Below are 13442 nucleotides of genomic sequence, written 5' to 3'. Positions count from 1 at the left end.
GCGACGGGGCTGCCGGTTCGCCCGTGCTGCGCATGGAGTCCGTCCGCAAGACCTTCGGCGGCACGGTCGTATTGCGGGAGGTCGATCTGCAGGTCGCCTCGCACACAGTGACGGCGCTGATCGGTGCCTCTGGCTCGGGCAAGTCGACGCTGCTGCGCTGCGCGAACCTCCTGGAGGACATCGACGACGGCGCCATCTGGCTGGACGGCGAGGAGATCACCGACCCGCGCGTCGATCAGGATGCCGTGCGCCGCCGGATCGGCGTGGTCTTCCAGGCCTACAACCTCTTCCCGCACATGACGGTCCTGGAGAACATCACGCTCGCCCCGCGCCGTGTGCACGGCATGGACCGCGCGACGGCCGAGGAGCAGGCCCGCGAACTGCTCGAGCGGCTCGGGCTCGGCGCCAAGGCGGCCGAGTATCCGGACCGGCTGAGCGGCGGCCAGCAACAGCGCGTCGCCATCGTGCGCGCGCTGGCCGTACGGCCACGGCTGCTGCTCCTGGACGAGGTCACCGCGGCCCTCGACCCCGAACTCGTGGGCGAGGTCCTCGCCCTGGTCCGGGACCTGAAGGGCGACGGCATGACCATGGTCCTGGCCACCCATGAAATGGGCTTCGCCCGCGAGGTCGCCGACCAGGTCTGCTTCCTGGACGGCGGTGTGGTCCTGGAACGGGGCACGGCCGAGCAGGTCTTCGGCGATCCGCAGCAGGAGCGCACGCGTCGCTTTCTGCGCCGGATCGTGGAGGCGGGGCGGCTCTGAGACACAGGCGCTCGACGACGGAGGCCGGCTTCTCCCGGCTCAGGACAGCAACGCGCTTTCCTCCGGTATCTCCGCCCGGGGCCGCGGCTCCACGAGCGTGCACGAACCAGTAGGAAGGCGGTAACGCCTCGTCGCCCGCTGGGCGGTAGGTACCCAGCCGGTGCGTCGCAGGCTGCGGCTCCTGCGGGGGTCCGCAGCGGTCGATCTGTCGAAGCAGTTCATGCGTCGATCGTGGCACCTGCCGCTGACAACCGGACTCCACCAGCGTGCGTCCGACTGGTGACGGCCCGTCACATATCTTTCGAGCCCGCCGCTGCGAGTGCCGCGACCCGCTCCACCGCGAACGCGTACCCCTGTACTCCGCATCCGGCGATGACACCGTCGGCGCGCAGGGAGACGTACGAGTTGTGACGGAACTGCTCGCGCTGGTGGATGTTGGAGATGTGGACCTCCACCACCGGCAGGCCGTCGCAGGTGTTGAGCGCGTCGAGAAGCGCGATGGAAGTGTGCGAGTAGGCGGCCGGGTTGATCACGATCCCGGCGTGGTTCAGGCGCGCCTCATGGATCCACTCGACCAGGTCGCCCTCGTGGTTGGACTGCCGGAAGTCCACCGTGCCCCCGAGCGCGGCCGCCGTCTTCACGCACAGGGCCTCGACGTCCGCCAGTGTGTCGGAGCCGTAGATCTCCGGCTGGCGCTGCCCGAGGAGGTTCAGGTTGGGACCGTTGAGGACCATGATCGGGGCGTTGGCGAGAGTGCGGGGCACAATTCCTCCGGTCCGTTGAGATCTGCCGGCCCAGGTCGGACCGCGGCTCAGCCCCGGTCTATCACGATGCGGCGAGTGGACGATGTCTCTTGGCCTTCGTCATGACGCACCCGCCGTGTTCGTCCTCGCTCAACCCTGGTGAACGGGTGGCTGTCGTCTCGCCGTCAGCCGGGCTTCCCCGCATCACTGTCACCTGCTGATGCCCCGATGCACCGGGCGCACGCCCGCCTCACCCATCCAGGGCGCCGAGCCCCGCAAGCCCCCGTAACTCCCTGTCACGCTGGGTAGTTGACGCGACATGCGCGATGTACGCACCGTAAGGGCTCCCTCCCTGCTCCACCTCGCCGCCGCTTCGCTAGCGGGGACGGCCATCGAGTTCTACGACTTCTTCGTCTACGGGACCGCGGCCGCCCTGGTCCTCGGCCCCTTGTTCTTCCCGACGTTCTCGCCGGTGGCGGGCACGCTGGCGGCGTTCGGGACCTTCGGGATCGGCTTCCTCGCGCGGCCCCTCGGCTCGGTGCTGTTCGGTCACATCGGGGACCGGCGCGGCCGGCGGCCGGTGCTCGTGGCGTCCCTGTTGCTGACCGGAGCCGCGACCGTGGCGGTCGGCTGTCTGCCGACGTACGGGACGATCGGTACGGCCGCTCCCGCGCTCCTGCTCGCGTTGCGCTTTCTTCAAGGACTCGGGCTCGGTGGAGAGTGGGGCGGCGCGGTGCTGCTGATCGCGGAGCACGCGCCGGCCCGGCGCCGCGTACTGTGGTCGAGCTTTCCGCAGGTGGGTCCCTCGCTCGGCTTCGTGCTGGCCAACGGCGTGATGCTGGGGCTGTCGGCAACGCTGTCGGAGGCGCAGTTCGCCGCTTGGGGCTGGCGAATCCCGTTCTGGGCGGCGGGAGTCCTCGCCGTCGCCGGGCTCTGGCTCCGCGGTTCGCTCGCCGAGAGTCCGCACTTCCTGGACCTCGAAGACCATGCGCGCGTGCCGCTCGTCGAGGTCGCGCGCCGGCACTGGCGGCTCGTCCTGCTGACGGCCGGGGCCCTCGCGGTCGGTTACGCGGTCTTCTACGCCGTGACGACCTGGTCGCTCGCATTTGCGACGGAGCGGCTAGGCGTCGACCGCACGGTCATGCTGGCATGCGTCATGGGTGTCGTCGTGGTGCAGGGCGCCCTCACTCCGCTGCTGGCCCTCCTGGGCGACCGCTACGGACGGCGCCTGCTGTGCCTCACGGGCTGCGGTGGCGCCGTCCTGTGGATGTTCCCGCTGGTCGCACTGCTGTCGACGGGCGAGCCGCTGCTGATGTTCCTGGGTTTTCTGGGGGCGATGCTCGCCTTCATCACGATGTTCGCCGTGGTCGCCGCGTATCTCCCGGAACTGTACGAACCCCGGGTGCGCTGCACGGGAGCGGCAGTGGGCTACAACCTCGGAGGGGTGCTCGGCGGCGCTCTCACCCCGATCGTGGCCACCGCGCTGGCCGAGCACGGTGGCCGGGTGCCCTGGGGTGTCGGCGCCTATCTGACGGCCGTGGCCGTGCTCAGCCTGGGTTGCTTTGCGCTGCTGCCTGAGACCCGTCCCGTGTCGATCGCCGTCAGGGAACCGGCCCGCGGGTGAAGGACAAGGCCTACGGGGTGACCGCCAGCTCGAGATAGGCCGCGAAGATCACCAGATGCACGCCTCCCTGAAGGGGCGTCGCACGCCCGGGGACCACGGTCAGAGAACTCACGACCACGGTCAGAGCGAGCAGCACCATATGGACAGGGCCGAGACCGAGGACGAGCGGTCCGGAGAGGAACACGGACGCCAGGGCGACTGCGGGGATGGTCAGGCCGATGCTGGCCATCGCCGAGCCGAGGGCGAGGTTGAGGCTCGTCTGGACCCGGTCGCGGCGTGCCGACCGCAGTGCGGCGATGGTCTCGGGAAGCAACACCAGAAGTGCGATGATCACGCCGACGACGGCCGGGGGCATGCCGGCTGCCGCAACGCCGGACTCGATAGTGGGCGAGACGCCTTTGGCAAGTCCGACGACGCCGATGAGAGCGAGGCCGAGCAGGCCGAGACTGCGGGCCGCGGTCCGGGTGGACGGTGCGTGCGCATGGTCGTCCACCGTGATCACCTCCCCCTGCCGGGTGATCGGCAGGAAGTAGTCGCGGTGCCGCACGGTCTGGGTCGTCACGAACAAGCCGTACAGAACCAGTGAGGAGAGTGCGGCGAACGTGAGCTGCGGCCCGGAGAACTCCGGGCCGGGCTTGCTGGTGGTGAAGGTCGGCAGGACCAGGCTGAGGGTGGCCAGTGTCGCGACGGTGGCGAGAGCGGCTCCGGTGCCCTCGGGGTTGAAGACCGCGATCCCGTGCCGCAGTGAGGCGACCAGCAGGCTCAGGCCCACGACCCCGTTGCATGCGATCATCACCGCCGCGAAGACGGTGTCGCGGGCCAGGCTCGCGGTCTTGGCGCCGCCGTCCGCCATCAGGGTGACGATGAGCGCGACCTCGATGACCGTGACCGCGATGGCGAGCACAAGCGAACCGAAGGGCTCACCGACCCGGTGCGCGACCACTTCGGCGTGGTGGACCGCGGCCAGGACGGAACCGGCCAGCACCAATGTCACCAGAGGCACGACCGCAGCCGGGAGATGGCTGCCCCAGGTCAAGGCCAGCAGGACCACTGCGACCACGGGCACGATGGCCGTCCACCGCACCCGGAGGGACCGGATCCCGACGATCATGCAGCGATCCTCGCAGACGTACCCGGGGCCCGCATTTCCGCTCCTGTCACCGTCGTTCCGCACGGTGAACTCGAGAGGGACGCTCGTGGGTTCACCATGGCGCACTCGGTGATGTCGACGCTCGGCACAGTCAGGCCTCGACGCTGTCCTTCGGAGCGCCTGCGGCGTTCTCCTCCGCCTCGCCCGCTGCCGCCTGCTGCCTCCGGGAGGCCATCAGGCTGGTGATCGTCGTGACGATCAGGACCGCGCAGATCACGCCGAGCGAGACCGGTATGGAGATCTCGGGTACGTGGACCCCGGACTCGTGAAGCGCGTGCAGCACCAGCTTGACCCCGATGAAGCCGAGGATGACCGACAGTCCGTACGAGAGGTGGACCAGCTTCTTGAGCAGCCCGCCGATGAGGAAGTAGAGCTGCCTCAACCCCATCAGGGCGAACGCGTTGGCCGTGAAGACGATGTACGGGTCCTGGGTCAGCCCGAAGATCGCCGGTATGGAGTCGAGCGCGAAAAGCACGTCCGTAGTGCCGATGGCAAGCATCACGACCAGCATCGGGGTCATGACCCGCTTGCCGTTCTGCTGGATCCACAGCTTGGTGCCGTGATACCGGTCGGCCACGCCGAATCGGCGCTCGACGGCTTTCAACAGCCTGTTCTCCTCGTACTCCTCGTCCTCCTCATCGGACCTGGCCTCCTGGATCAGCTTCCAGGCGGTCCAGATCAGGAAGGCACCGAAGAGGAAGAAGACCCAGGAGAAGGAGGCGATGATGGCGGCGCCCGCGGCGATGAAGACGGCCCGCAGCACAAGGGCTATCAGCACTCCGACGAGGAGTACGCGCTGCTGGTACTGCGAGGGCACCGCGAACTTCGCCATGATCAGAACGAAGACGAAGAGGTTGTCGACACTCAGCGACTTCTCGGTGATGAAGCCGGCGAAGAACTCTCCGGCGGGCTGGCCGCCGCCGAAGACGAGCAGCCCGAGTCCGAACAGTCCGGCGAGGGTGATCCAGACGAGCGTCCAGATGCCGGCTTCCTTGATCGATACGTCGTGCGGCTTGCGGCCGATGAAGAAATCGACCGCGATCAGGGCGGCGAGGCCCGCGATCGTGAGGACCCACAGGGTCAGGGAAACATCCACTGCGCCTCCGGCAGTACGTCACGGCAGTTGTCAGCGTCGTCGCTGCCGGAGGTCTCTTCCACCCGCGGAACCGGAAGCGCATGGCGCGCTCGACGGCTGCGGGCCGACGCCCCGGGATCTGGCCGATCCGTATTGACGGGTACGCCGCAGCAGGTAGGGAGTACTCCCCTCCGTGAGAAAGAGAGTACCTGAATCACCAAGGAAAGGTAAAGGTATTGGTAAAGAAAGACCCAAACTCACTGGTCAGAGCACTTTACTTACTCTTGGTGAGAGTCCGTCACCGAGTCCGGGCCCTCACCGGTTCCCGGAGCGGCGCGTCTCGGCGATCCGGGCGAGCACCTGATGGAGCACCTGGCTGCCCCGCGGAACACGCGGCGGCTCATACGCCCAGGCGTGACCGACCCAGGGGTCCGCCAGGTGATCGTCAGGCACAGGAGTGAGCCGCAGCAGCGACCGCCACAGCGGATCGAGCAGCGGACCGTAGGCGGCCGCGTCCTCCCGGTCGGCGACCATCATCAAATGGACACCCACGGCCGGTCCCTCGTCAGCGAGGTAACGCAGCTGGGTCACAGCGCGGTCGTCGAAGCCGTGCGGGAAGTCGTTCACGATCAGGAGCTGTTCAGCTGTGTCGAGGCCGGGCGGCAGCGCGTCGGCCGCCCCGCCGCGCACCGCCATCTGCACCAGGTCCACGCGCTGGGTCAGCCTGCTGAGCACGTCTGCCACGCCCTCGGCGCCGGCGGCGGGCGGAGCGGCCAGCACCCCAGATGTGGCCAGGGGTGCAAGCGCCGGGGCCCCCGAACCTGCCGGGTCGATGACGTGCACCGCGAACTCCCCCGCCGGATAGACGGCGATCAGCCGGGCCGCGTGCGCCACCGCCGTCTCCATGGCGAGGCGGTGCAGTTCGTCCGGGTCCGCCAGCGCGTCCAGGGATCCGGAACGACCGCTGTCGATCCACAGCCCCCGCTCCAACGGCAGTCTCATCAGCATGGGGATGTGAAGGCTCTCGCACTCGGGCAGGTGCAGATCACCGAGTCGCACGGCCATAGGAATCTCCATCGGCACCCGGTAGCCGTGCCAGACCGGGTTGTCCCAGCGCGCGAACGCAGGAGGCAGGGCGGGCTCGACGACGCCTGACTCAGCGATGAGCTGGCTGAGGTCGCGGTCGAGTGCTGCTCTTGCCTGGCTGACGAGCTGGGTGTGCTTGGCCTGGGCCGCCTCGCGTGCGGCGTCTCCCTGTCCGCCGATCCGGCTGCGCGGATCGGACAGGACCTTGTCCAGCTCCTGCTCCATACGCGAATCGGCGAAGTCGACGGCACTGCGGTACGCGGCCGCTGTGCGCGCCAAGTCCTCGAACATACCCCACACCTGGTTGTACAGCCGCTCTTCCATCGACCAGCCGGTCGCGTCACCGGCGACGGGCTGTGCGGGCTGACCAGGCGGGGCGGGGGGTGCGGCTGGCAGGGGCGGCGGCGGTGTCGCCGACTGCCGCCGGGGATGGGTGTAGTCGATCGGGCCGTTGGATGCGGAGTGGGTGGCAGGGCTCGGCGCTCCGGTGAGGTCGTACGGAGATCCCTGTTGCGGCACGTCGCGCGCATTGCGCTGCGGCGGAACGGACCCGGAGGCACCCTGGGGCGCCGCAGGAGCCGGCGTCGGCCGTGTCCGGTCGCTTTCCGGCAGACGCGGCGGAGGCGGTGCGACCGAGCGGGCCAGGCCCTGAACCACCGCCTCATTGATGCTGCCCGCGAGTTGCCGGGCCTCGGACAGGCCCTGGTCCGTGAGGAGCTCGGCGAGCCCGCCCGCGTATCCCTGGCCGACTGCGCGCACCTTCCACGCACCCTGCCGACGGTAGAGCTCCAGCGCGATGACGGCGGACTCGGAATCCAGCCCGGTGATAGTGTAGCTGGCGACCTCGGCGCCGTCGAGCCCGGTGACCGCGACGAAGGGCGCGGCCACGGCGCCGAACCGCTGCGGGCCGCCCGTTCCCGTCGGCAGGGCGAGCAGCACCGTGACCCGGTGCACGATCTCCGGCAGAGCGTCGAGGTCGAAGGCGAGACGGTGGTCGGCCGCCGCCTGCCTGGAAACCTCCAGGCCCGGCAGTACAGGCGCGCCGGGGTGGGCCACCCACTCGGCGCCGCGTATCCTGCCCTCCGCGTCGCTGAGCGTGGCCCCCGCCACGATTGGCTTGCCGGCCGACACCCGGACCTCGAGTCGGGCCTGGGGAAGCGGGTGGTTCTGCCCCCGGACCAGTTCGGCCGTCATCGCCTTGTCCCCCTATGTCGCTTCGTGTCCCAGGCGTTCGACCGCCTACAGATGAGGCAGGATCGCCGGCATCAGGTCCTGGAAGGTGCGGCCGTTGGCCGGAGTGCCGAGGGCCGTCATCGTCCAGCCCTCACCCGCACGGTGCACCTTGGCCATGATCTGCGCCGTGTACGCGCCGCCGCCCGCAAGGGTGTAGCGGGCCAGTTCCTGGCCGTTGGTCTCGTCGACGAGGCGGCAGAACGCGTTCTGCACCTCCTGGAACGTCTGGCCCGTGAACGAGTTCACCGTGAAGATGATCTGGTCGATGTGGACCGGGACACGCTGCAGGTCGACGAGGATCGCCTCGTCGTCCCCGCCCTGGCCCGCACCGCCGACGAGGTTGTCACCGGTGTGCCGCACCGAGCCGTCGTCGCTCACGAGGTGGCGGAAGAAGACGACGTCCACGGGCTGCTTGTCGGCGAAGAGCACGGCGGACGCGTCGAGGTCGATCTCCCGGGTGCGCGTGCCGAAGAGGCCGCGCCGGGGGGCGGCCTGCCAGCCCAGCCCCATCCGCACCGCGGTCAGCGAGCCTCCGTCGTTCTTCTGCAGACTGATGGCCTGACCCTTGGTCAAGTTGACGGTCACGCGCTGTCCCCTCTCAAGCTGTCCCCGGTTGGCCGCGGAGTCCGCGGATTCCAAAACCCTACGCAGCGGCACTGACAGTGCCGAACCCTGGATCGCGCTTTGTGTCGGTCTTGCAACACACCGCGTGGCTGCCGAGGTCCGGGAGGGGCGACGGGACGTCAGGCCAGGCCCGCCTCCCTCATCTGACGCAGTTCCTTCTTCATTTCGGAGACTTCGTCGCGCAGCCGGGCCGCGATCTCGAACTGCAGGTCCGCCGCGGCGGCCCGCATCCGTTCCGTCAGTTCCTCGATCTGCTCGGCCAGTTCGGTCGCGGGGCGGTCGGTGGGAATCGTCCCCTTGGCCTTCCCCTTGGCGGCCTTGGCTCCCTTGGCCCCTTCACGACCGAGCGAGGGCACGGGACTCTTGGCGGCCTTGCCGTCCTTGGCCTTGCGGTAGCCCGTGCCGAGCAACTGCTCCGTGTCGACGTCCTCGCGGGCGATCTGCGCCACGATGTCGTTGATCTTCTTGCGAAGCGGCTGCGGGTCGACGCCGTTCGCGGTGTTGTAGGCGATCTGCTTCTCCCGGCGGCGGTTGGTCTCCTCGATGGCCTTCTCCATCGCCGGGGTGATCTTGTCGGCGTACATGTGGACCTGGCCGGAGACATTGCGCGCGGCGCGGCCGATGGTCTGGATGAGCGAGGTGCCCGAGCGCAGGAAGCCCTCCTTGTCGGCGTCGAGGATCGCCACCAGGGAGACCTCGGGCAGGTCGAGCCCCTCGCGGAGGAGGTTGATACCGACCAGGACGTCGTACTCGCCCGCCCGCAGCTCCCGCAGCAGCTCGACCCGGCGCAGGGTGTCCACGTCGCTGTGCAGATAGCGCACCTGAATGCCCAGCTCGAGGAAGTAGTCGGTCAGGTCCTCGGCCATCTTCTTGGTGAGTGTGGTGACCAGGACGCGTTCGTCCTTCTCGGTCCGCTGGCGGATCTCGTGCACCAAGTCGTCGATCTGGCCCTCGGTGGGCTTGACCACGACCTCCGGGTCGACGAGACCGGTGGGGCGGATGATCTGTTCGACCTGACCGTCGGAGCGGGACAGCTCGTACTGTCCCGGGGTCGCGGAGAGATAGACGGTCTGGCCGATGCGTCCCTGGAACTCTTCCCACTTCAGGGGGCGGTTGTCCAGGGCGGAGGGCAGCCGGAAGCCGTGCTCGACGAGGGTGCGTTTGCGGGAGGCGTCGCCCTCGTACATCGCCCCGATCTGCGGGACGGTGACATGCGACTCGTCGATGACGAGCAGGAAGTCCTCGGGGAAGTAGTCCAGCAGGGTGTTCGGCGCGGAACCGGGCTCACGCGCGTCGAAGTGCATCGAGTAGTTCTCCACCCCGGAACAGGTGCCGATCTGGCGGAGCATCTCGATGTCGTACGTCGTGCGCATGCGCAGCCGCTGGGCCTCCAGCAGCTTGCCCTGCTTCTCCAGCTCGGCCAGCCGCTCCGTCAGCTCCTTCTCGATGCCGTTGATCGCCCGCTCCATGCGCTCGGGTCCCGCGATGTAGTGGGAGGCCGGGAAGACGTACAACTGCTGGTCGTCGCTGATGACCTCGCCGGTGAGCGGGTGAAGGGTGGAGAGGGCTTCGATCTCGTCGCCGAACATCTCGATCCGGACGGCCAGCTCCTCGTAGACCGGGAAGATCTCGATGGTGTCGCCGCGCACCCGGAATGTGCCGCGCGCGAACGCCATGTCGTTGCGCGTGTACTGGATGTCCACGAAACGGCGCAGCAGCTGGTCGCGGTCGATCTCGTCGCCGACCCGGAGGCTGACCATGCGGTCGACGTACTCCTGGGGAGTACCGAGGCCGTAGATACATGAGACGGAGGCGACTACGATCACGTCGCGGCGGGTGAGCAGCGAGTTGGTCGCGGAGTGCCGCAGTCGCTCCACCTCCTCGTTGATCGAGGAGTCCTTCTCGATGTACGTGTCCGACTGCGGGACGTACGCCTCGGGCTGGTAGTAGTCGTAGTACGAGACGAAGTATTCGACCGCGTTGTTCGGCAGGAGCTCGCGGAACTCGTTGGCCAGCTGGGCGGCCAGCGTCTTGTTCGGCGCCATCACCAGGGTGGGGCGCTGAAGCTTCTCGATCATCCACGCGGTGGTGGCGGACTTACCGGTGCCGGTCGCACCGAGCAGGACGACATCCTTCTCACCTGCACTGACGCGCTTCTCCAGCTCGGCGATGGCCGTGGGCTGGTCGCCACTCGGCTGATAGGGACTGACGACCTCGAAGGGCGCCACCGTGCGTTCGATCTGTGAAACGGGCCGCATGTCACCACCGTACGACCCCGCACTGACAACGGGGACGGCTCAGCGACGCTGCGGGGTGCGCAGGCCCCGGTGCACGGTCCGCTGCCCCGCGCGGGACAAGGGACGACGACCGGTGTGGACGATCTCGGGGTGGGCCGGAACGCCCGGCTTGCGCTCCACCGGGGTGCGGTGCGGCTGGCCCATGACCATCTGCGGGTCGAAGATCACTACGACACCGGCCAGGCAGAGGAAGACGAGCGGACCGATCATGAGAGGGGCGAGCAGGGCGGCCGACGACTCACCGGCCGGAGTCCCGGACGAATGGTGGAGATGGACCGTGAGTGCCGCCATGCCCGTGTAGTGCATGCCGCTGACCGCGAGCCCCATGACCAGGCTCGCGCCGACGCTCCACAGGAATCCGCGGACCTGTCCGGCCGCCCAGAGTGCGGCGGTCGCCGCGACGACCGCTATGACGACGGAGGCGGCGACGGTGAGGGTGTTGTACCTGAGCTCGCCGTTCAGGCGCATCCCGGCCATGCCCAGGTAGTGCATGGAGGCGATGCCCAGACCGGTGACGGTGCCGCCGGTGAAGAGCGCCACGCCGGTCGCCCCCCAGTAGCCGACGATGAAGACACCCACGCCCACCATGACGATGGCGACGGCGAGGCTCGCGAACGTCATGGCCCTGTCGAAGTGGATGGGGGTCTCCTTCACGGTGAACCCCATCATCGCGATGAAGTGCATGGTCCAGATGCCGGACCCGATCGCGGCCGACCCCAGCGCCAGCCAGCCGGCCCGCCAGGACTGAGCGACCAACATCGATCTGGTGGTGCAGCGGAGACCGAGCGCGCCGCCCAGGCAAGCCATGAGGTACGCCACCACGGGGGTGACCAGTCCGTAGCTGAAGCCGTCGACGGTGCCTTGCATTGCGCGACTGCCCTTCCCGCCCTGATACGTACCTGACTCGAAAAATGCCCCCATCCCCAGGACCGCGTCGACGGTCAGGGTTGACGCAGAGAGTATGACTCGCGCCGGAACGCTCGAACGATTTTCCGGCAAAGAATCACGGCGCTGCCGCACTTGTGTGGTGCTTGTGTGCAGCACGGGGCAACTGCAGTCAATCTGTGAACTTCCTGCGTACGTGTCCCTTGACTCACCGTCGTCACTTTGATGCCGTGTGTCATCAACCGACGCCAGGAGTACGCATGCACGCGCGTGTTGCCGCCGCCATGACCACCGTTCTGTTCGCGCTCAGCGTCGCCATACTGCCCACCCCCCGCGCCGACGCCAGGGGCGGTGACGGCACCGTCGTCGTCGCCCACCGCGGCGCCTCCGCATATGCGCCGGAGAACACCCTGGCCGCTGTCGACACGGCGTCCGCCATGGGCTTCAGCTGGGTCGAGAACGATGTGCAGCGCACCAAGGACGGCCGGCTCGTGGTGATCCACGACGCGACCCTGGACCGCACCACCGACGTCAAGCGTGTGTTCCCGCACCGAGCCCCCTGGAGGGTGAAAGATTTCACCGCCGGGGAGATCGCCCGGCTGGACGCGGGCAGCTGGTTCGGCCGCCGGTACGCGGGGGTGCACGTACCCACGCTGCGGCAGTACCTTCAGCGCCTCTCGCACAACCATCAGAAGCTGGTCCTGGAGATCAAGAATCCGGAGCTGTACCCGGGGATCGAGCGCCAGACCGTGAAGCTGTTGCAGGACGAGGGCTGGCTCGACCGCGACCATCTCAGGAACCGGCTGATCGTCCAGAGTTTCAGTGCGGACAGTGTGCGTAAGGTCCATGAGCTGCGGGCGGGGATCAGGACCGCGTATCTGGGCACGCCACGAGTGACGGAGCTACCGGTGTTCGCCCGCTTCACCGACCAGATCAACGCGCGGTACACCAAGATCTCCTCCCGCTACGTCTCCGCGGTCCACGCGCTCAAGGGCTCGCACGCCCGGACGATGAAGGTCTTCGCATGGACCGTCGACAGCGCGGACGAGGCCCGGCAGGTGGCCGGGTTCGGCGTGGACGGCATCATCACGGACGCGCCCGACGTGGTACGCAGAGCTGTCACCGCGTACTGATCCGCTGCGTCCGCGGGCTTCTGCGCGAACCGCTGGATGCCGCGCGTCCGCGAAGTACGGGAGGCTCGCGGCCCGCGCCGGGGGCGTTGTCAGTGCCGCGCCGTACGGTAGGCGCATGGACAGTCATGGGCAGTACGAACACCAGCTGGTGTGGGCCGTGGTCGGCACGGACATCGGTCCGCTGCTGCTGGCCGCCACTCGGGACGGCTTGGTGAACGTGGTCTTCCATGCGACGGACGCCGTGCGCGACAAGGCAGTGGAGCGGCTCGCGTCCCGGCTCGGTACGGCGCCCGTCGAGGACCCCGGCTCACCGCTCCTGACCGAGGCGATACACCAGGTGGAGGCGTACTTCTCGGGTGAGCGGCGCGACTTCGAGCTGCCGTTGGACTGGTCCCTGATCACCGGGTTCAACCGCCAGGTGCTGCGCGAGCTGGCGTCGGGTGTGCCGTACGGCGCGGTGGTCGGGTACGGCGACCTGGCCGGCCGGGTCGGTCAGCCGGGCGCGGCGCAGGCCGTAGGGGTGGCGATGGGCTCGAATCCGTTGCCGGTGGTGGTGCCCTGCCATCGGGTGGTCGAGAGCAACGGCGGCATAGGCGGCTTCGGGGGCGGACTCGAGACCAAGCGGAAGCTGCTCGCGCTCGAGGGAGTGCTGCCGGAACCGCTCTTCTGAGCCGGGTGACCGTAGGGGCGTGCGTGGCCCTGTAGGCGGTCTCTGCACCTGAGGGGCTGCGCACACCTCTCGTGGTGCCGCAATAGGCGACGTGCCGTCCGGCCCGCTGCGGAGCTGCCGCTCCGTGCCACATCGCACTCACCGGAGAGATCGACACGGTC

At 68.5% G+C, this 13442-nt stretch carries 11 protein-coding genes; 4 read left to right on the top strand and 7 right to left on the bottom strand.

Translation table 11 applies throughout. The features are described 5' to 3' along the window. Positions 1 to 32 precede the first annotated feature (32 nt). A complete protein-coding gene (locus ACWDA7_RS25660) occupies positions 33 to 761 on the top strand; it encodes an amino acid ABC transporter ATP-binding protein (RefSeq protein ID WP_450606610.1) in 729 nt (242 codons plus the stop codon). Between the two features lie 290 nt (positions 762 to 1051). Here the strand turns inward: ACWDA7_RS25660 and aroQ are convergent, their stop codons facing one another. Beyond that, positions 1052 to 1525, bottom strand: a complete 474-nt coding sequence (aroQ, locus tag ACWDA7_RS25655; protein ID WP_450606582.1) for a type II 3-dehydroquinate dehydratase — start codon at positions 1523 to 1525, stop codon at positions 1052 to 1054. A gap of 298 nt (positions 1526 to 1823) precedes the next feature. Between aroQ and ACWDA7_RS25650 the strand changes: the two genes are divergently transcribed. Further along, positions 1824 to 3128: an MFS transporter gene (locus ACWDA7_RS25650; RefSeq protein WP_450606580.1), complete on the top strand. Its 1305-nt coding sequence runs from the start codon at positions 1824 to 1826 to the stop codon at positions 3126 to 3128. Between the two features lie 10 nt (positions 3129 to 3138). Here the strand turns inward: ACWDA7_RS25650 and ACWDA7_RS25645 are convergent, their stop codons facing one another. The 6 genes from ACWDA7_RS25645 to ACWDA7_RS25620 all read right to left on the bottom strand — a co-directional run bounded on the left by ACWDA7_RS25645 (position 3139) and on the right by ACWDA7_RS25620 (position 11460). Beyond that, positions 3139 to 4239 (bottom strand): calcium:proton antiporter, encoded by a 1101-nt coding sequence (locus ACWDA7_RS25645; RefSeq protein ID WP_450606578.1) that lies wholly within the window; start codon positions 4237 to 4239, stop codon positions 3139 to 3141. 130 nt (positions 4240 to 4369) lie between these two features. Next, positions 4370 to 5374, bottom strand: a complete 1005-nt coding sequence (locus tag ACWDA7_RS25640) for a TerC/Alx family metal homeostasis membrane protein (protein ID WP_432926442.1) — start codon at positions 5372 to 5374, stop codon at positions 4370 to 4372. A 294-nt stretch (positions 5375 to 5668) separates the two neighbouring features. Continuing rightward, positions 5669 to 7633, bottom strand: a complete 1965-nt coding sequence (locus tag ACWDA7_RS25635; protein ID WP_450606576.1) for a TerD family protein — start codon at positions 7631 to 7633, stop codon at positions 5669 to 5671. A 45-nt stretch (positions 7634 to 7678) separates the two neighbouring features. Then, complete coding sequence (locus ACWDA7_RS25630; protein WP_359392329.1) at positions 7679 to 8257, bottom strand: TerD family protein; 579 nt, start codon at positions 8255 to 8257, stop codon at positions 7679 to 7681. Between the two features lie 158 nt (positions 8258 to 8415). After that, a complete protein-coding gene (uvrB, locus tag ACWDA7_RS25625) occupies positions 8416 to 10554 on the bottom strand; it encodes an excinuclease ABC subunit UvrB (RefSeq protein WP_450606574.1) in 2139 nt (712 codons plus the stop codon). Positions 10555 to 10593: 39 nt separating this feature from the next. Continuing rightward, positions 10594 to 11460 (bottom strand): MHYT domain-containing protein, encoded by an 867-nt coding sequence (locus ACWDA7_RS25620; protein ID WP_450606572.1) that lies wholly within the window; start codon positions 11458 to 11460, stop codon positions 10594 to 10596. A gap of 278 nt (positions 11461 to 11738) precedes the next feature. Here ACWDA7_RS25620 and ACWDA7_RS25615 point away from each other — a divergent pair, with 278 nt between their 5' ends. After that, positions 11739 to 12611 carry a glycerophosphodiester phosphodiesterase gene (locus ACWDA7_RS25615; protein ID WP_450606570.1) on the top strand — a complete coding sequence of 291 codons (873 nt, stop codon included), beginning with the start codon at positions 11739 to 11741 and terminating at the stop codon, positions 12609 to 12611. Positions 12612 to 12726: 115 nt separating this feature from the next. Then, positions 12727 to 13281, top strand: a complete 555-nt coding sequence (locus ACWDA7_RS25610; protein ID WP_450606568.1) for a methylated-DNA--[protein]-cysteine S-methyltransferase — start codon at positions 12727 to 12729, stop codon at positions 13279 to 13281. The last annotated feature ends 161 nt before the right edge of the window (positions 13282 to 13442 follow it).

Source organism: Streptomyces sp. NPDC001156, assembly GCF_053598275.1.
The sequence above is the reverse complement of the archived record's forward strand: the minus strand, read 5'-3'. Positions and strand labels throughout refer to the sequence as shown.

Bases quoted from the DNA above. Each gene is read 5' to 3' on its own strand.
- ACWDA7_RS25660 (WP_450606610.1), top strand. From the start codon at position 33: ATGGAGTCCGTCCGCAAGACCTTCGGCGGCACGGTCGTATTGCGGGAG.
- ACWDA7_RS25650 (WP_450606580.1), top strand. From the start codon at position 1,824: ATGCGCGATGTACGCACCGTAAGGGCTCCCTCCCTGCTCCACCTCGCC.
- ACWDA7_RS25645 (WP_450606578.1), bottom strand. From the start codon at position 4,239: ATGATCGTCGGGATCCGGTCCCTCCGGGTGCGGTGGACGGCCATCGTG.
- ACWDA7_RS25635 (WP_450606576.1), bottom strand. From the start codon at position 7,633: ATGACGGCCGAACTGGTCCGGGGGCAGAACCACCCGCTTCCCCAGGCC.
- uvrB (WP_450606574.1), bottom strand. From the start codon at position 10,554: ATGCGGCCCGTTTCACAGATCGAACGCACGGTGGCGCCCTTCGAGGTC.
- ACWDA7_RS25620 (WP_450606572.1), bottom strand. From the start codon at position 11,460: ATGCAAGGCACCGTCGACGGCTTCAGCTACGGACTGGTCACCCCCGTG.
- ACWDA7_RS25615 (WP_450606570.1), top strand. From the start codon at position 11,739: ATGCACGCGCGTGTTGCCGCCGCCATGACCACCGTTCTGTTCGCGCTC.
- ACWDA7_RS25610 (WP_450606568.1), top strand. From the start codon at position 12,727: ATGGACAGTCATGGGCAGTACGAACACCAGCTGGTGTGGGCCGTGGTC.